The 17394-nt window shown below is 55.8% G+C and carries 14 protein-coding genes and 5 tRNA genes; 15 read left to right on the forward strand and 4 right to left on the reverse strand.

Going from position 1 to position 17394, the window contains the following annotated elements:
- The first annotated feature begins 62 nt into the window (after positions 1-62).
- The 9 genes from ACFO1S_RS03370 to ACFO1S_RS03410 all read left to right on the forward strand — a co-directional run bounded on the left by ACFO1S_RS03370 (position 63) and on the right by ACFO1S_RS03410 (position 12731).
- Positions 63-1304: an aminopeptidase gene (locus ACFO1S_RS03370; RefSeq protein ID WP_204600657.1), complete on the forward strand. Its 1242-nt coding sequence runs from the start codon at positions 63-65 to the stop codon at positions 1302-1304.
- Between the two features lie 237 nt (positions 1305-1541).
- Positions 1542-3722, forward strand: coding sequence for a Tex family protein (locus tag ACFO1S_RS03375; RefSeq protein WP_378126239.1), 2181 nt, complete (start codon positions 1542-1544; stop codon positions 3720-3722).
- Positions 3723-3841: 119 nt separating this feature from the next.
- On the forward strand, positions 3842-4309 hold the full coding sequence (locus tag ACFO1S_RS03380) for an Rrf2 family transcriptional regulator (RefSeq protein ID WP_204600655.1): 468 nt from the start codon (positions 3842-3844) through the stop codon (positions 4307-4309).
- Positions 4310-4544: 235 nt separating this feature from the next.
- Positions 4545-6317 (forward strand): cache domain-containing sensor histidine kinase, encoded by a 1773-nt coding sequence (locus ACFO1S_RS03385; protein WP_204600654.1) that lies wholly within the window; start codon positions 4545-4547, stop codon positions 6315-6317.
- Between the two features lie 4 nt (positions 6318-6321).
- Positions 6322-7848 carry a response regulator gene (locus ACFO1S_RS03390; RefSeq protein WP_204600653.1) on the forward strand — a complete coding sequence of 509 codons (1527 nt, stop codon included), beginning with the start codon at positions 6322-6324 and terminating at the stop codon, positions 7846-7848.
- Between the two features lie 260 nt (positions 7849-8108).
- On the forward strand, positions 8109-9077 hold the full coding sequence (locus ACFO1S_RS03395) for an ABC transporter permease (protein ID WP_204600652.1): 969 nt from the start codon (positions 8109-8111) through the stop codon (positions 9075-9077).
- A 12-nt stretch (positions 9078-9089) separates the two neighbouring features.
- Positions 9090-9995 (forward strand): carbohydrate ABC transporter permease, encoded by a 906-nt coding sequence (locus tag ACFO1S_RS03400; RefSeq protein ID WP_204600651.1) that lies wholly within the window; start codon positions 9090-9092, stop codon positions 9993-9995.
- Between the two features lie 104 nt (positions 9996-10099).
- A complete protein-coding gene (locus tag ACFO1S_RS03405) occupies positions 10100-11836 on the forward strand; it encodes an ABC transporter substrate-binding protein (protein ID WP_204600650.1) in 1737 nt (578 codons plus the stop codon).
- A gap of 232 nt (positions 11837-12068) precedes the next feature.
- Positions 12069-12731, forward strand: coding sequence for a nitroreductase family protein (locus tag ACFO1S_RS03410; protein WP_204600649.1), 663 nt, complete (start codon positions 12069-12071; stop codon positions 12729-12731).
- Between the two features lie 80 nt (positions 12732-12811).
- On the opposite strand, the gene cmpA is transcribed toward ACFO1S_RS03410, so the two are convergent.
- Together cmpA and ACFO1S_RS03420 are read right to left on the reverse strand one after the other, a co-directional pair.
- Complete coding sequence (cmpA, locus tag ACFO1S_RS03415) at positions 12812-12964, reverse strand: cortex morphogenetic protein CmpA (protein ID WP_204600648.1); 153 nt, start codon at positions 12962-12964, stop codon at positions 12812-12814.
- A gap of 86 nt (positions 12965-13050) precedes the next feature.
- Complete coding sequence (locus ACFO1S_RS03420) at positions 13051-13407, reverse strand: hydrolase/acyltransferase (protein WP_204600647.1); 357 nt, start codon at positions 13405-13407, stop codon at positions 13051-13053.
- Between the two features lie 120 nt (positions 13408-13527).
- Here ACFO1S_RS03420 and ACFO1S_RS03425 point away from each other — a divergent pair, with 120 nt between their 5' ends.
- Positions 13528-14031, forward strand: a complete 504-nt coding sequence (locus tag ACFO1S_RS03425; RefSeq protein ID WP_204600646.1) for a SprT family protein — start codon at positions 13528-13530, stop codon at positions 14029-14031.
- Here the strand turns inward: ACFO1S_RS03425 and ACFO1S_RS03430 are convergent.
- Together ACFO1S_RS03430 and ACFO1S_RS03435 are read right to left on the reverse strand one after the other, a co-directional pair.
- A complete protein-coding gene (locus tag ACFO1S_RS03430; protein ID WP_204600645.1) occupies positions 14020-15456 on the reverse strand; it encodes a DHA2 family efflux MFS transporter permease subunit in 1437 nt (478 codons plus the stop codon). The two genes, ACFO1S_RS03425 and ACFO1S_RS03430, sit on opposite strands and share 12 nt — an antisense overlap.
- Positions 15457-15512: 56 nt before the next feature.
- Positions 15513-16040 carry a TetR/AcrR family transcriptional regulator gene (locus ACFO1S_RS03435; protein WP_204600644.1) on the reverse strand — a complete coding sequence of 176 codons (528 nt, stop codon included), beginning with the start codon at positions 16038-16040 and terminating at the stop codon, positions 15513-15515.
- Between the two features lie 234 nt (positions 16041-16274).
- Between ACFO1S_RS03435 and ACFO1S_RS03440 the strand changes: the two genes are divergently transcribed.
- The 5 genes from ACFO1S_RS03440 to ACFO1S_RS03460 all read left to right on the forward strand — a co-directional run bounded on the left by ACFO1S_RS03440 (position 16275) and on the right by ACFO1S_RS03460 (position 16976).
- Positions 16275-16350 (forward strand) — tRNA-Asn (locus ACFO1S_RS03440).
- Between the two features lies 1 nt (position 16351).
- A tRNA-Ser gene (locus tag ACFO1S_RS03445) sits at positions 16352-16442 on the forward strand.
- Between the two features lie 241 nt (positions 16443-16683).
- Positions 16684-16758, forward strand: a tRNA-Glu gene (locus ACFO1S_RS03450).
- 3 nt (positions 16759-16761) lie between these two features.
- Positions 16762-16837: transfer RNA gene (locus tag ACFO1S_RS03455), tRNA-Lys, on the forward strand.
- Between the two features lie 53 nt (positions 16838-16890).
- A tRNA-Leu gene (locus tag ACFO1S_RS03460) sits at positions 16891-16976 on the forward strand.
- Positions 16977-17394: the final 418 nt, after the last annotated feature.

Genomic DNA, 17394 nt, shown 5'->3' on the forward strand with positions numbered 1-17394 from the left:
AGAAGGCTGCCTGTCGTTTTTGTTGCGAATACCACTATACGGTGAATGGAGCGATCTACATAATGGGAACTTGGGAGCAGAAGCTTGAGAAATACGCGGAATTGATCGTTCGCGTGGGCGTTAACGTACAGAAGGGGCAAGAGGTGTTCGTGCTTGCGTCGATCGAAATCGCCGATCTTGTGCGGAAGGTCGCCGCTAAAGCTTACGAGGCTGGCGCAGGCAACGTTCACGTCGACTGGACGGATGAAGGACTGACCCGCTTGAAGTACGAGAAGGCGGCCGATGACGTATTTACGCGTTTTCCGGAATGGGAGACGGCGAAGAGAAATGAATTCGTGGCGAAGGGCGCAGCCTTCATCTCCTTCTCCTCCCCGAACCCGGATTTGCTTCAAGGTATAGAGCCTTCCCGCATCGGCAACTACCAGAAGGCGGCGGGCAATGGGCTGTCGGAGTTCAGAAGAGCCATCCAGGCGGACAAGGTTAGCTGGACGGTCGTTGCGGCGTCGACCAAGGACTGGGCCACCAAGGTATTTCCCGACAGCGCGTCGGAATCGGAGGCGGTGGATCGGCTCTGGCAAGCGATCTTCCAGGCCGTGCGTCTGGATTCCCCCGACCCGGTGAAAGCCTGGGAAGAGCATAATGCGGCGTTGGTCAAGAAAAGCGATTGGCTGAACGAGCACCGTTTCGTAAAGCTTCATTATCGCGCTCCGGGCACGGATCTCACGGTCGAGCTTCCGGCGAAGCATCTCTGGGTCGCGGCGGGCAGCACCAGCGAGAGCGGCGTGCCGTTCATGGCCAACATGCCGACGGAGGAAGTGTTTACGGTACCGCTGAAAACCGGCGTGAATGGGCACGTGTCCAGCACGAAGCCGCTCAGCCAAGGCGGAAATTTGATCGACGGCTTCAAGCTGACGTTCGAGAACGGACGCATCGTCGAGGCGGTGGCGGAGAAGGGGCAAGAGTTTCTGCGCCAGCTCATCGATTCGGACGAAGGAGCGCATTATTTGGGCGAAGTCGCGCTGGTGCCTCATGAATCGCCCATCTCGCAATCGAACATCCTGTTTCTGAATACGCTGTTCGACGAGAATGCGTCCAACCATTTGGCCATCGGCAGCGGTTACGCCTTTAACCTCGAAGGCGGAAAGCAGATGTCGCGGGAGCAATTACAGGAGCATGGCGTGAACGAAAGCATCGTACACTCCGACTTTATGATCGGCTCCGCCGAAATGGACATCGACGGCATCCGCCAGGACGGAACGGTCGTGCCGATATTCCGCAAGGGGAACTGGGCGTCCCAAGCGTAAAACGAAGCAAAGGGCCGGGGAAAGAGGAAACCAAGGCTGCGCTATACGAATAAAGCCTGCTTAGGCATTACAGCGATCTTTTCCCGGCACTCCACCGGGATAAGGTCGCTTCGTTTATTTCCGGACACGGGCCGAAGTCCGCTTCGCAATCTTCCGGCAAGCTCTTGAGCTTGCCTAAGGGCGAGAGGAAAGAGATAATAAAAGGATGCAACAAGCATGCTACGGGAGGCACGAACGATGAACGTGGGGAACGAGAGCGCAGCAAAGGATACGCAAGAGAAAATGATCAGGCAAATCGCGGCCGAGCTCGGTCTGGGCCTGGGTCAGGTCCGAACGGTGGCGGCGCTGCTGGACGACGGGAACACGATTCCCTTTATCGCCCGGTACCGCAAGGAGATGACCGGGGAGCTGGACGAGGTTCAGCTTCGCGCCATCGACGACCGGCGTACTTACCTGAAGGGGCTGGAAGACCGTAAAGGGGAAGTCATTCGCCTGATCGAGGAACAGGGCAAGCTGACCCCCGAGCTGCAAGCGGCGATCGAGAAGGCGGCGAAGCTGCAGGAGGTCGAGGATCTGTACCGGCCTTATCGGCAGAAGCGCAAGACGAGAGCGAGCGTCGCCAAGGAGCGGGGCCTGGAGCCGCTCGCGATATGGCTGCTCTCGCAGCCCAAGCAGGGGGACCTGCGCGGAGAAGCGGCCAAGTATATAGACGCGGACAAAGGCGTGGGCTCCCCCGAGGAGGCGATTCAGGGCGCGTCCGACATCGTGGCTGAAGGACTTGCCGACGATGCCGACATTCGCCGCTGGGTGCGCAGGTTCACTTGGGATCAAGGCGTGCTTGCGAGCAAGGCCAAGAACGCGGAGGCTGAATCCGTCTATGAAATGTACTATCAATATTCCGAGCCGGTGAAGCGATTGCCGCCGCACCGCGTGCTGGCGATCAACCGGGGAGAGCGGGAGGAATTCCTTTCCGCGTCGATCGAGGTGCCTGCGGACCGGATCGTCGATGAAATCAATCGCCGGACGCTGAGGGGCCCTTCCGTCGCGCGCGAGACGTTGGCTGCGGCGGCGGAAGACGCCTACAAGCGGCTGATCTCTCCGTCTATCGAACGGGAGCTTCGCGGAGAATTGACGGAGAAGGCCGAAGAGCACGCTATCGGCATCTTCTCCGAGAATCTGCGCAACCTGCTGCTGCAGCCGCCGGTCAAGGGGCGGGTCGTGCTTGGCGTCGATCCGGCTTACCGTACAGGCTGCAAGCTGGCGGTCGTAGACGATACCGGCAAGCTGCTGGAGGTCGCCGTTACCTATCCGACGCCTCCCCACAACAAGAAAGCCGAAGCGGAAGTCGTCTTCCGCCGCTTGATCAGCCAATACGGCATTCATCTGATTGTCATCGGCAACGGTACGGGCTCGCGGGAAACCGAGCAGTTCGTTGTAGACATCATCAAGTCGCTGCCGGAACGCGGCCTGCAATATTTGATCGTGAACGAGGCCGGGGCGAGCGTCTATTCGGCGTCCAAGCTGGCGGCAGAGGAGTTCCCGGCTCTGGATGTCTCGGAGCGAAGCGCGGTTTCCATCGCCCGGCGGCTGCAGGACCCGCTTGCCGAGCTGGTGAAGATCGAGCCGAAGGCCATCGGTGTCGGACAATACCAGCACGACGTGACGCAGAAGAGACTGGACGAGAGCCTGACGGGCGTCGTCGAGTCGGCGGTTAACCATGTCGGGGTCGACGTCAATACGGCGTCTCCGTCGCTGCTGTCCTACGTGTCCGGGATCAATGCCACGATGGCCCGCAACATCGTGAAGCTGCGGGAGGAGAAGGGCAAGTTCACCGAGCGCTCGCAGATTCAGAAGGTGCCGAGGCTCGGCGCCAAGACGTTCGAGCAGTGCGCGGGCTTTCTAAGAATCTCGGACGGAAGCAACCCTCTGGACAGCACGCCGATTCACCCCGAATCGTACGGCGTTGTCGGCAAGCTGTTCAAGGAGCTGGGACTGAAGCTCGAAGCGATCGGCTCGGAGGCGTTGAAGGCGAAGCTGAAGGACGTCAGTCTGGAGGACGTATCGGCTCGACTCGACGTCGGCATTCCGACGCTGCGCGACATCGTCGACAGCCTGCAGCGTCCGGGCAGGGATCCCCGCGACGAGCTGCCGCCTCCGATTTTCCATACGGACGTGCTGGACATCGAGGATTTGAAGCCGGGAATGGAGTTGAAGGGAACGGTTCGCAATGTGGTCGACTTCGGGGCTTTCGTCGATATCGGCATCAAGAACGACGGGCTCGTTCATATTTCCCAGATCAGCAACAAGTTCGTCAAGCATCCGACGGAGGTGGTCGCCGTCGGCGATACGGTTACCGTGTGGGTGCTGGGGGTCGATCTGAAGAAGGGGCGCGTAAGCCTGACGATGCGTCAGCCTTGACGAAGCCGAGGAGGCCCGGAAGATGTCCTTCCGGGCCTCTGGCGATAGAACGGTCATGATATTGCCACTTGCCCGGGGGCTTGCTTTTCGATACAATTCAACCCATTGGAGGCGATTGCATGAATTCGGAAAAATGCGAATCCTACCATCCAAAGTGGTTTGGTTTGGCGCTTCAGGCGCTTGTGATCTTGTCGAAGGAACGAGCGAGAACTTGTCCCAGCGCGGAGCTGGCTAAGTATATGCAATCGGAGGCGACGCTGCTCCGGCGTATTCTGTCCCTGCTCGTCAAGGCCGGCATCGTCGATACGCGCGAAGGGCGGGACGGCGGCTACCGGTTGAAGCGCGATCCGAGCACGCTGTCGCTGGCCGAGGTGTATTCCGCCCTGCATATCGCCGACCCGCTGTGCTCGGGCATCCGGGAGACGACCGGAACCCACGCCTTCGGCCAGGAAATGAATGCGGTTTTCCTTGAGCTGACGACCGAGATGGACAGCGCCGTAGCGCAGGTGCTGGGCAAATACACCGTCGGGCAAATCGCGGAACGGGCCCAACCCTGTCCGGGACAGGAGCGTCCTCTCACCTCTTGAGGCGTGATTAGCTATTATGCTGCTTCGACGTGTTTCCAGGTATAATTCGTCTTTTCAGCCCCGCCAGCGGCGGGGCTTTTTGGCATTTTTCCGCAGGTGTCTACGGTTGCCTATACAGTCTTCATGCAGAGGGCAGGTGGGGCGGAGCAAACCGCATGGTCTTGCTTCGCAACGGGGGAAACGCTTGCAATGTTCGGAAGCCTGGCCTATAACTTTAATAAAAGGGGGAGGAACGGTGAACCGGTACGCCAGAAGATTCAACGACATGAAGCTGCGCAATAAAATGGTGTGGTCCTATATGCTGTTTTTCATCCTGCCCTTCATGATTGTCGGCTTTTTCGTCGTGCAGGAGTTTCGGCAAACCGCGCTGGAACGCGCGACCGAGCAATCGGAGAGCACGATGGAGCGGGTCAAGAGCCGCGTTCAAGAGCTGCTGAGCGTCCCCGTGCTTCTCGCCAACCAGCTCTCCCTCGACAACGATCTGGAGGATGTCGCCACAACGCGTTATCAGAATGTGTTCCAGGTGGTAGACGCCTACTGGAACTACAAGAAGTTCAAAACCTTCCTCGACTTCAACACCGAAGTGACCCGGTTCAAGGTGTATGCGGACAATCCGACGCTCATCGACAACTGGGAGTTTACGCCAATGGATGAGCAGACCCGGACAACGTTCTGGTACAGCTCGGCGATCGAGCAGACAGGGCGTCTCGGCTGGTATTACTTCCAGAGCGTCTCCCGCTCGTCCGATAGCATGCTGAGTCTTGTCCGCAGCATTTATTTTCCCGAAAGCCGCTCGGTTGGCCTGCTGCAGATCGACGTCAATACGAGTGAATTGAGCGGATTTCTAAGACAGGAAGAGCCTGAGATCGCGCTCGCCGACGAGATGGGCGTTGTCGTCGCCTCCAATCGTCCGGAGATGATCGGCAAGGCGCTGGGCAAATCGGCGTGGGGGGAGTCTGTCGCAGGGCTCGGTCCCGGCAAGTACGAGCTATCCGCGGGCGGAGTCGTGTCCAAGGTTACCGTGGAGAACGTGCGGCCGGAGAACAGCTACAACGGGCTGAAGATCGTGTCTGTTTTTCCGGTCGAGAGCATTATGAAGGAAGCGAACCGGATTACGTCGGTCGGCTTTCAAATTCTCGTCGTGGCGTTCCTGCTGGCGCTGCTGCTGATCTATTCGATATGCACCGTTCTGACGAAGCGCCTCCTGAAATTCAACAAGCAGATCAGCAAGGTGTCGATGGGCAATTTCAATTCGGAGCTGATCGTGGACGGGAATGACGAGATCGGGCAGATCAAGCGCCAGTTCAACCAAATGGTCGGCAGCATCCGGGAGTTGATGGAGGAGGTGCAAGCCTCGTCGGAGCTTACCCGCAATATGGAGCGGAAGCAGAACGAGATTCAACTGAAGATGCTGGCCAGTCAGATCAATCCGCATTTCCTGTACAATGCGTTGGAGTCGATTCGGATGAAGGCGCACTTGAAGGGAGAGAAGGAAATTTCCCAGACGGTGAAAATGTTGGGCAAGCTGATGCGGAAAAACCTGGAGCTGACCGGGAAGGAAATTCCGCTGCTTGAGGAATTCGATATTATCCGTTGTTATCTGGAGATTCAGAAATTTCGCCACGAGGACCGGATTTCATACGAGCTGCATCTCGATCCGGCGGCGGAGAAAGCGGCCATCATGCCAATGCTGATCCAGCCGCTCGTGGAAAACTCGGTCGTGCACGGACTGGAGAAGTCGGTCGGCGGAGGCGCCGTCGCGGTCAGGGCTTGGGTGGAGGACGGCATGCTGAACGTTGGCGTCGAAGACAACGGAATCGGCATGACGGAGGCCAAGCTTGAAGCAGTGCTTCGCTCGCTGTCGGAGCAAGATGCGGACCGAATCGGGCTGCACAACATACAGCAGAGGCTGCTCATGACCTATGGGAAGACAGCGGGCTTGAAGATGGAGAGCGAGCCGGGCAAGGGCACTCGGATGTCGTTCCAAATTCCCGCGGAAGGAGCATAAAACGATGTACAGCGTATTGATCGTGGACGACGAGCCGTTGATTCGGGAAGGGCTTCGCACAATCGTCGATTGGGAGGAGGAGGGCTTTCGAGTCGTCGATGTCGCATCCGATGCAGCGGAAGCGCTGCGCAAGCTTCCTCTTCTGGAGCCCCGGCTGGTGATCGTCGACATTCGCATGCCGGGAATGGACGGCCTTGAGCTGCTGCGAACGATTCAAGAGCAGTATCGTCCTTGTCCGCGCTTCCTGATCCTGAGCGGGTACGCGGATTTCGAATATGCGCGCACGGCGCTGCAGCTGAGGGTTGACGGCTATTTGCTTAAGCCGATCGACGAGGACGAGCTTGTTCGCTATTTGCGGCGTGTCAAGGAGGAGCTGGAGGCAATCGACCGCGAGGAAGCCGAGGAGCGGAATCTGGAAGGCCGAATTCTGAAGCTGTTGTCGGGGGAAGAGGCGTCGCTTGGGGGAACGAAGGAATGGATTGCGATGGCTTACGAGATCGCGCTTATCAAGCTTCAGAGCCGCGAAGAGATCGAGGCCGCCACGGTCGCCCGGATCAAGCGGCTGCTGGCGGAGCGCTTCGAGCGCGTCGGCAGAGGAGCCGTATTCTCCTCCGGCGCCTATCTCGGCCTGCTTCTGAAGGAGACGGGGTCTTCCCTGTCCGGGCGCGAAGATGCCTATCGGCTGATCGCCGAGGCCTGCGGGGAATGCGGGCTCGATTTCGTCTCGGTCGCAGGCGGAGCCGTCCCGGATCAGGCGTCGCTGAGACGTTCTTACGAACGGGCGCGTGCTCTGATGAAGCATCATTTTCTATACGCGGGAGAGAGAATGCACCTCGCGGAGCCCGAAACGCCGGACGAAGCGGAGGATGCGGAAACCGGCTCGGCAGAGGACAGGCTGTTCCTTGCGCTGGACGCCGCGAATCCGGCTGCCGTCGAGGCCGTCCTCCGGCGGATGGGCGCAGGCTGGCTGGCCGCCGGAGCGTCCGAGCAGGAGCTCAAGGCGGGCTTTGTCGCCAGCATGTCCGCTGCGATCTCCAAGCTGTCGTTGAAGAGGCCGGAGCTGCGGGAGCAGCTGCAGACGCTCAATGCCAGAACGGCCTCGTTATACGGAGAATATCGCTACGGACAGCTGCTGGAACGGCTGGTCTCGATCGGCAAGGATATCTCCAATCGGCTAAGCGAGGATAACGGGGGGCCGGACAAGCAGGTTCGGAAAATGATCGAGCTTATTCACCGCAACAGCTCCGATTCGCTCAAGCTGGAGGCGTTGGCCGAAGCGCTGGGCTACAGCAGCTCCTACCTGGGCAAGCTGTTCAAAAGCGCGACCGGCGAGAACTTCAACACCTATCTGGATAAGGTCAGAATCGGGAAGGCGAAGGAGCTGCTCCGCCAAGGCAAAAAGGTGTACGAGGTGGCGGAGCAGGTCGGCTATACGAACGTGGACTATTTTCATGCCAAATTTCGCAAGTACGTCGGCTCGTCCCCCATTTCCTTCCGGAAAAAGGGCGAGGGAGAGGATACAACCGAATAAAGCCGGATCGGGATTGTCCGATCGGCGCTGCCGTTTCCCAAGACTTTGCGGGAACGGCCTTTTTTTTAACGATACAGACCTTATAAGTTTCACGCTTATTCATCCCTGTATCGTCTCCGCAAAGCTTCTTCGGCTCGCATAGGACGCCGAAGACGTTTTTGCTTGTATCCGATTTTTATATGATTATTGCGCGAATCCTGCGTGTAGCGAAAAGAATGCGTTTTCATTATCATAAATTCATACAGCAGGGAGGGGTATTCATGAAAGCGATACCGGAGAGCGGCGCCCCGTCGGTCGGAAGACCGGCGCCGTCGAAGACGGTTCTTTTTATCAAGCGGGCGTTACAAAACCGGTACTTGTATCTGATGTCGTTGCCGTTCGTCGTGTGGGCGTTCGTCTTTACTTACTACCCCTTGTGGGGCTGGCTGATGGCCTTTCAGAAGTACAAGCCGAAGCTGTCGGTATGGGAGCGGGAGTGGGTCGGGTTCGATAACTTCCGGCTGCTCTTCCAGGACGAGACGTTCTATATGGTCATGCGCAATACGCTCGCGATGAGCTTCATGTCGCTGATCGCAGGCTTCACGATTCCGATCGTCTTCGCGCTGCTGCTCAACGAAGTGAAAAATATGGCGTTCAAGAAAACGGCGCAGACGATTTCCTATTTGCCCCACTTCGTCTCCTGGGCGGTCGTGGCCGGCATTGTGTCCAAGATGCTGTCCACCGACAATGGCGCGGTCAACGACTTCCTGATGTGGCTCGGTCTTCTGGACGAACCCGTGCAGTGGCTGGCGAAAGGACATTATTTCTGGGGTATCGTCACGCTGTCCGACGTCTGGAAGGAAACGGGCTGGAACGCGATTATCTACCTGGCGGCCATGGCCGGCATCGCGCCGGAGCTGTACGAGGCGGCCAAGGTGGACGGAGCGAGCCGCCTACGGCAGATGTGGCACATTACACTGCCCGGCATCCGCCCGACGATCATCATTCTCATGATTCTGTCGATCGGCAATCTGATCAATATCGGGTTCGAAAAGCAATTTTTGCTCGGCAACAATCTCGTCTCCGATTTCTCGAAGGTGCTCGACCTGTACGCTCTGGAATACGGAATCAAGATTAACCGGATTTCCTTCGCGACGGCGATCAACATGTTCAACTCGGTCGTTGCCGTCATCTTGCTCTTCACGGCGAACGGATTGTTCAAGCGTTTCACGAAAGAAAGCGTATTCTAGGAGGGAACTGGCATGTCGGCTCGCAGCATTCGCAGAGGCGCCCCCTGGTCCGACCGGGCTGTCGACGTTCTCATCTATGCGATACTTATCGTCACATCAATCGTTACGCTCTACCCGTTTCTCAACGTGCTGGCGATATCGCTGAACGATTCCACCGACAGCGTGCGGGGCGGAATTACGATCTTTCCCCGTGAGTTCACGCTGGAAAACTACAAAGTGATTTTCAACTACGACACGATTGCGACAGGGTTCAGAAATTCGCTGCTGCGCACGCTTGCAGGCACTGTGATGGGGTTAATCAGCGCGTCGATGATCGCTTATACGCTGGCGCGGCGCGACTTTCAAGGACGCAGGTTCGTATCCGCCTACCTGGCCGTGACGATGTATGTGACCGCCGGATTGATACCGTTCTATATTCTGATTAGAGATCTGAACATGATGAACACGTTCGCGGTTTACGTTCTTCCCGGCATCGTCAGCGCGTTTAATGTGTTCGTCGTCCGGTCGTTCATGGACGGCATCCCGTACGAGGTGCAGGAATCGGCGAAAATCGACGGGGCCAACGATTTCACGATATACTGGCGGATTATCCTGCCAATGACCAAGCCCGCCCTGGCGACGATCGGCTTGTTCCTCGCAGTCGGCCAATGGAACACCTGGTTCGATACCTATCTCTATAACGGCTCAAGCGAGCATTTGACGACCTTGCAGTATGAGCTTGTCAAAGTGCTTCAGAGTACGACGAACAATTCGGGAGATTACCGCTCGCAAAACTTCATTCAGTCAATGTCAACCGTATCGCCGGATTCCGTCAAGATGGCGATCACGATTTTCGTCTCGGTGCCGATTCTGCTCGTATATCCGTTTCTGCAGCGGTACTTCGTCAAGGGCTTGACGCTCGGCTCCGTCAAAGGCTGATCGCTTCGCGCGACGGCTTATGCGGGTCCGGCTTTGTAACCGGTATCAGCGGGCATGCCCGTTATACGTATATTGCAATCGCACATTATTGAGGAGGGTACCACATGGCAACAAAGAGAAAATGGCCGAGCCTGATTCTGAGCGCCGCGCTTCTTGGCAGCCTGTTAACCGCATGCGGCAGCAACAACGACAAAGGCTCGTCCAGCCCGAACGCTTCCCCGAGCGCTTCCCCGAGCGCCTCGAGCTCGGCGTCCGCATCCCCGTCCGAGGAGAAGTTTGAACCTCTGTCGCTTAGCTTCTACAGCGAAGACGTCAACGCGAACTGGGGAAATAATCAGGATGACATCGGCAATGTGCTCCGAGAAAAAACCGGGATTTCGCTCAACGCAGAATTCGCGGTAGGCGACGCTGTCCAGAAATCCGCTCTCATCGCTTCAAGCGGCGAATACCCCGATCTGATTAGCGCGAAGAATAGCATCAGCAAATTCGTCGACGCGGGCGCCGTGCTTGATCTGACGGACTTGATCGAGCAGCACGCTCCGAATCTGAAGAAGCTGTTCGAAGGCCAAATGAACCGCCTGAAATACAGCGAGTCAGATCAATCGATCTACGTTATTCCTTCGTACGATGGTATCAACCATCGCGTCTTTGAAGCCGTCGGGGGCTTCCAGCTGCAGCACCGCGTCGTTAAGGAGCTCGGCTATCCTACGATCCGTACGGTCAAGGATTTTGAAAATGCGATCAAAGGCTATCTGGAGAAGCATCCGAAGGACGAGAACGGGAATCCGAACGTCGGGCTCTCCCTTATTGCCGACGACTGGCGGATGTACATCGGCGTCACGAATCCGGCCTTTGCGGTAACCGGCGGTTCCGACGATGGAGAATACTATGTGGACATCGACACGAACGAAGTGACCTATCACTTCCGTCGTCCGGTAGAAAAGGAATATTTCCGCTGGCTGAATCATATGAACGCAGAAGGATTGCTGGACAAAGAGTCGTTCGTACAGAAATACGACCAGTACAAGGCGAAGATTGCGACAGGCCGAGTACTCGGCTTGATCGACCAGAAGTGGAGCTTCGACGACGGTCAGAAAGCGTTGAAAACGGCAGGCAAGTTCGATCAGGCGTACGGCCATTATCCAGTCACGCTCACAGAAGAATATAAGCATACAGCGTTCTGGCCGACGGGATTCACGGGCGGCTCCGGCGTTGCCATCTCCGTCAACAATCCGGACCCGGTTCGCACGATCAAGTTCTTGGACTACCTCGCTTCGGAAGAAGGCCAGGTGCTCGTGAATTGGGGCATCGAGGGCAAGCATTACAACGTCGAAAACGGCAAACGCGTCATTCCGGCGGAAGTGAACGATCGCAAGGTCAACGATGCCATCAACTTCCAGAAGGAATCGGGCATCGGCAGCTATAACCTGCTCAGCGCCCACTACGGCGATGGCGTTCAAGATGCTTCAGGCAACTACTTCTCGACAAGATTCCCGGAACAGCTGATCAACGATTACAGCGATGTGGAGAAGGAAGTTCTTGCCGCTTACGGGGGAACCATCTGGAAGGATCTATTCCCGAAAGAAGAGGAATTCAAAATGAAGCCATGGGGAGCCCTGTGGAACATTCCGATTCCGAGCGAAAGCGATCTCGTCGTTCTCGAGGAGAAGCTTAAGAACATTACCTGGAAGCGGATTCCCGAAGCGATTCTTGCCAAACCGGACCAATTCGATGCCATCTGGGACAAATACATGAAGGAAATCGAATCGGCAGGCGTCGAGAAGGCGGAAGAGCTGCGCCAGCAACTATTGAACGAGCGCCTTGCCCTGTGGGGCAACTGATTCCCATTCGGATAAGACATACAAACCGGGGAGCGGATTTGATCCGTCTCGCCCGGTTTGTTCGGTTTCCGGGTACGGATATTGACATTGCCGATGCGCGGCACTATACTGTGCTATATCCGAAACAGTTAACGAATCCCCCTTCACTGCCGAAATCAGTGAATGATGTCGGCGATAACTGTGGCATATTATACTCAGTTAATGATTTTTCAATGAATAAGGAGGCATTCCCATGTCAACTGTGCAGGCTAACCCCCAAACCGCGCAATCCCAAAGCTATTCCGAGGTCGTATTAGGACGTCGCTCGGTGCGCCACTACGATCCGACGTTCAAGATCTCCAAGGAAGAGATGACCGAATTACTGCAGGAAGCGCTTCGCGCGCCATCCTCCTCTAATCTTCAGCCTTGGCGTCTGCTCGTCATCGATTCCCAGCCCTTGAAGGAAAAGCTACTGCCGATTGCGAACAACCAGCGTCAAGTCGTGGACGCATCGGCCGTTATTGCCGTGCTTGGCGACCTGGAAAGCTACAAGCTGGCGGAGAAAATCTACTCCGGCGCATTCGAAGCCGGATACATGTCGGAAGAAACCAAAAATGCGTTCGTGACCAACTCGACGAATCTCTATTCCAGCCTTCCGCCGGAAATTGCCCGCAAGATCGTCCACACCGACGGCGGAATTCTCTCTATGCAACTGATGCTGTCGGCTAAGGCAAGAGGATACGATACGGTGCCGATGGGCGGCTACAACGCGGCCAAGTTCATGGAAGCCTTCGGCATTGAAGAACGTTATGTTCCGATTATGCTGATTGCGATCGGCAAAGCCGCTCAGGAAGGCCATCCGTCTACCCGGCTTTCCGTAGAGGACGTAGTCAGATGGAATGAATTTGATTTGTAAGCTCCCGCTCCTTGGCAGGAAAAAGAGGATCTCGTCGTTTCGCCGGTTACGGCGGGCGAGAGATCCTCTTTGGCTTAACGTTAAGGGTGGGTGAACCCAGCAGTATCTTTGGTTTCCTTAGTTTTCTCGGGTTTGGTGCGGTAATAAAACCAGCAATCGTTCAACAGACGAATTTGCCTGCGGTCCTTCTTCTGAAAAGCGGACATTAATTGATTGCAGAGCCATTGAGGCATCGAAATCGTCCTCCTCCCCTCGCATGCTGTATTGCTAGCATATGGGGTTGGGCGGATGACCGTGCAGGTCCGCATCGGATTGCTTCTTACAGCAGGTCCTCTTCTTCGTACCACTGCTCCAATTGCGCCTGCAAGGCGCGGATTTCGGTCAACAGCGCGATTAGAGGGTACGCCCCCTCGCGAACCGAAGCGAACGTCCGCTCAAGCTCGTTCACGTAATCAAGGCCTCCGATCGGAGACAGGCTCTCGTCATGCAGATCCAGGTTGCAGAACTCCGCGATTACGCGGGGAAGCTTCGGCACGTTATCGGCAGTCAGCTTGGACAGCTCTTTATGAAGGCGCAGGTTCAGCGCGCTTAACTGATAAGCATGGGAGGCGGGCATCTGAACGAACTCCAGAGCTCCTTGCTCCTGCTGAAACAGCACGTAAGACATTTCGGACATTTAACGCAGTCTCCCCTCGACCATTTCTACTTGACAGTGTAGCCCAACCGAAGGCTACAATTCAAGTAGTTCAAGCCGCAGACAAGCGCGCGGGCGCTTCGCCCGAAGGGAGGGAACACGATGAACGATCAGGAGCTGCAACGATGGGTCGAGCAAGTTTCCCTCGATCATTTCGGCTGGCCGTTCCGGCATAAAGCTACGTTTAACGCTCGTCTCCGCTCGACCGGAGGGCGTTATTTTACGAAGAGCCATAATATCGAAATCAGTCCGCATCAATTGGAGGTTCATGGCGCGGAGGAGACGGAAGCGATCATCAAGCATGAGCTTTGCCACTATCATCTGCATTTGCAGCGTCGGGGATACCAGCATCGGGATGCCGATTTTAAGCAATTGCTCCTTCAAGTAGGGGCAACGAGGCATTGCAAGCCTCTTCCCGGGGCGACGAGACGCTTGCCGGTCAAATATTTGCTTGTCTGTCAGGCTTGCGGCATGAGCTATCCTCGCAAACGCCGCATCGACCCGCGGAAATATGCCTGCGGACGTTGCCGCGGTCGGCTCAAGCTGTTTCAGGCGCAGCCTGAGCCGACAAGCGGGGAGGAACAGTCATCCGCCTTAAACCGCTGAATCGGTCTTCAGCGACGCCGGCAACGCAGAATTCGGAGAACCGCCCTCGGACTTAGTCTGGCTCTTAACGAACAGGGCAATACCAAGGAAGGCGATTGCCATCATAGCGGCCCCTGCTGCAAGGCTGGGCACGACATGGCTGGCAAAGTCTTGAGGCGAGCGAATAGGGTCTCCCGACTGGAAGATCAGGCCGCTGATCGCGATGCCGAATACTCCCCCCAGCTCGCGAGTGGCGTTGCCCATGCCGCTCGCTTCCCCGGCAGCATCCTCGGGTACGGACGTGATTAATCCATGGGAAAGCGGCGTAAAGCTCAGCCCCATCCCGGTACCCGCGAGCATCATCGGCCCAACGATATAGACGAACGGAAAATCGAATCCTTGCGTATGAATAATCAAGGCAAACCAAGCGAGAGCCGCCGTCTGGAACAGCAGACCGGCAAGCAGAACGTTGCGGTTGCCCAAGCGGCTGATGGCCAGACCGGCAAGAGGAGCCGCGATCATAGTCATCGTCGTCCAAGCCATTTCCTTGACGCCTGCCTGCAAAGGAGTATTGCCTTGCGCTTGCTGCAGGAACAGCGTTAACAGGAAGATAACGCCGAATACCCCTGCGTTCATCCAGAACCCCGCGAACGTATAGAAGCTGTAGGCGCGGCTGCGGAATAGCTCGAAGCGAACGAACGGGTTCCGACGCGATCTCTCCCAGTAATAGAAGCCAACCAGCAGGACAGCTCCCAGTCCTAACGCGCCCAGGACGACAGAAGAACCCCAGCCTTCCGAATTTCCCCGTTCCAAGCCGAAGATCAGGCTGAACAGCCCTGAGGTCAGCAACACGACGCCAAGCGGGTCCAGAGGCTTGCGGATGCCTCGGGATTCCCCGAGCCACTTGAGTCCGAGCAAGAAGGCCAGAATGCCGACAGGGACGTTTACATAGAAAATAACCTGCCAAGGCGCCCCCTCCATAATCAGTCCTCCGACCAGCGGTCCGACGCTTAGACCGAGACCCGATATTCCCGACCATAATCCAATGGCGGCAGCCCGCCTCTCGGGCGGAAATGCGTTGTTGACGAGCGTTAAGCTAAGAGGCACGATTGCAGCTCCCCCGACGCCCTGAAGGGCTCTGGACAGGATCAGAGCAAGCGAGGTTTCGCTGAGGCCCGAGAGCAAGGAGCCAAGCGTGAAGAGGACAACCCCGGCCAGAAATACTTTTTTCCTCCCAATGGAATCCCCAAGCACGCTGAAGGGGATGAGCAATACGGCGAAGGCCAGCGTATAGGCGTTCATGAACCATTCCAGATCGGATAGCGTGGCTCCAAGATCCTGCTGGATAGAAGGCAAGGCAACCCCCAGCACCAAATTATCGAGCATGGCCATGAACAGAGCGATGCAAGTTACGAACAAGAGTCGAATGCGAGCGGCTGTAAACATAGAAACCTCTCCTTTTATTTATTGATAAATAAATATATGTCAAAGGTTAACTCCGATTACTCGGAGTCGTACCAGGGCGATAATTTCGGCATTTCCAGCACCTCGGACAGGGTAATGATCATTCCGCAAGAGATGAAGAAGCTTGCCTCCTCGCCGGCCTTTGGGACGCCCGCGGCTGCAAATCGCGCTTTGACCGTTTCGTAGATTAAGGAAAAACCGTTTTGCACGAATTGTCTTACACCCGGCTCAGGCGTCGTAAAGCATTGCATCAGCAGCAGAATTTCGTTCCTGTAGGAATCCATCAAGGTGTTGAATGCTTCTGCCATGCGATGAACAATGACATCCGGGGGAGCCTCGACAGCGGAAAACGCCCGCAGCAGCCGTTCGTATGCCCGCTCCAGAACCGCCAGGTACAATTGCTCCTTGGTCTTGAAGAAGTGGAACACATAAGGCTGGGTCACGCCGACCGCTTCGGCAACATGAGCGGTTGTGGTCTTATAGAAGCCCTGAGACGCAAACAAAATGACGGCGCTGTTCAAGATTTGTTCTTTGCGGTTAGCTGCGATTTCTTCTTTTGGGCTCATCGTGTTGCAGCGTCCTCCTTACTGCCCTGCTTGATCACAGAGAGGAATGATTGGGTTGAAATGAGAATTGATTTATCACTCAATAAATTACTTGAAACGTGTAAAAGTGTCAACCTTATGTTGGATAAAATCGTTGCGCTGCAGCCCCGAAAAAATTGTGTGGAAAAAATTCCGCAGAACGCTTGACTTAACAGCAAGCTCATGATAAATTATTACTTGTCGCTTTTGAAACTTTCCCTGATAGCTCAGTTGGTAGAGCACTCGACTGTTAATCGAGTTGTCACAGGTTCGAGTCCTGTTCGGGGAGCCATGGGGAGATACCCAAGTGGCTATAAGGGGCTCCTCTGCTAAGGGAGTAGACGTGTCATGCGTGCGAGGGTTCGAATCCCTCTCTCCCCGCCACAATGGATTCTTAAGACGACTTGAGGGAGCCCTCGTCCTAGACGTTGGGCTCTTTTTGATGTTTGGCAGGGATACAGAAGAACGGGCAATTCCGGCCGCTCCAAAACAGGGCACATGCGCCTCGAAAAAAAATCTACAACTTGGTCAAAAAAGTGCTTGCTATCCGCATAGGGTTCAGATATAATCATATTTGTCGTCTGAAGCGGGTAACGCCTTAAAGCGCCAAAACAATGGCTAAGATGGCCCCTTGGTCAAGCGGTTAAGACACCTCCCTTTCACGGAGGTAACAGGGGTTCGAATCCCCTAGGGGTCACCATGAGAGCCATTAGCTCAGTTGGTAGAGCACCTGACTTTTAATCAGGGTGTCGTAGGTTCGAGTCCTACATGGCTCACCAGTTATTTGTTCGGTGAGGCAATAGGGTACCGATCGGACGACATCACATACTATGCGGTCGTGGCGGAATGGCAGACGCACCAGCTTGAGGGGCTGGCGGGAGCAATCTCGTGGAGGTTCGAGTCCTCTCGACCGCACCATACTTAAGATGACGAAATCCCTTGATATATAAGGGATTTTTTTATTTGTGTAGGTACGATGAGGGAACGAATGATGGAGAATGTTCGTTCGTATTTGGGGCCGTGAGAGCGAGCTTATAGCCCTGGCTTGCCTTCGGATGAGAGATAGGGGATAGAGCCGATCTATCCCTGCACTAACGACTCATTTATTGATAGGACTGAAACGCCTCCCACTTTAAGGCGAGTATTTAATCTAGTGGGTACAATATATCATAAACACCCATAAATATTAAAACTATGCCACCCGTAATTTGACTAAGCTTAATTGATTTACGCATCGACGGGTTTGTGGGCTGATTTTTGGATAAAGTTTTTGACCGGGGAGATAGCCACACATACAGGAAGACTAAAGCAGCAAAAATAAAGCAAAATATAGACC

Origin of the sequence: Cohnella boryungensis (assembly GCF_042651945.1) — a bacterium.
Classification (GTDB): domain Bacteria; phylum Bacillota; class Bacilli; order Paenibacillales; family Paenibacillaceae; genus Cohnella; species Cohnella boryungensis.

Excerpts from the sequence above, each read along its gene's own strand:
- ACFO1S_RS03420 (WP_204600647.1), bottom strand. The coding sequence starts at position 13,407 with ATGTCCGAAATGTCTTACGTGCTGTTTCAGCAGGAGCAAGGAGCTCTG.
- ACFO1S_RS03400 (WP_204600651.1), top strand. The coding sequence starts at position 9,090 with ATGTCGGCTCGCAGCATTCGCAGAGGCGCCCCCTGGTCCGACCGGGCT.
- ACFO1S_RS03380 (WP_204600655.1), top strand. The coding sequence starts at position 3,842 with ATGAATTCGGAAAAATGCGAATCCTACCATCCAAAGTGGTTTGGTTTG.
- ACFO1S_RS03370 (WP_204600657.1), top strand. The coding sequence starts at position 63 with ATGGGAACTTGGGAGCAGAAGCTTGAGAAATACGCGGAATTGATCGTT.
- cmpA (WP_204600648.1), bottom strand. The coding sequence starts at position 12,964 with ATGCCTCAATGGCTCTGCAATCAATTAATGTCCGCTTTTCAGAAGAAG.
- ACFO1S_RS03390 (WP_204600653.1), top strand. The coding sequence starts at position 6,322 with ATGTACAGCGTATTGATCGTGGACGACGAGCCGTTGATTCGGGAAGGG.
- ACFO1S_RS03405 (WP_204600650.1), top strand. The coding sequence starts at position 10,100 with ATGGCAACAAAGAGAAAATGGCCGAGCCTGATTCTGAGCGCCGCGCTT.
- ACFO1S_RS03375 (WP_378126239.1), top strand. The coding sequence starts at position 1,542 with ATGAACGTGGGGAACGAGAGCGCAGCAAAGGATACGCAAGAGAAAATG.
- ACFO1S_RS03430 (WP_204600645.1), bottom strand. The coding sequence starts at position 15,456 with ATGTTTACAGCCGCTCGCATTCGACTCTTGTTCGTAACTTGCATCGCT.
- ACFO1S_RS03425 (WP_204600646.1), top strand. The coding sequence starts at position 13,528 with ATGAACGATCAGGAGCTGCAACGATGGGTCGAGCAAGTTTCCCTCGAT.
- ACFO1S_RS03395 (WP_204600652.1), top strand. The coding sequence starts at position 8,109 with ATGAAAGCGATACCGGAGAGCGGCGCCCCGTCGGTCGGAAGACCGGCG.
- ACFO1S_RS03435 (WP_204600644.1), bottom strand. The coding sequence starts at position 16,040 with ATGAGCCCAAAAGAAGAAATCGCAGCTAACCGCAAAGAACAAATCTTG.
- ACFO1S_RS03410 (WP_204600649.1), top strand. The coding sequence starts at position 12,069 with ATGTCAACTGTGCAGGCTAACCCCCAAACCGCGCAATCCCAAAGCTAT.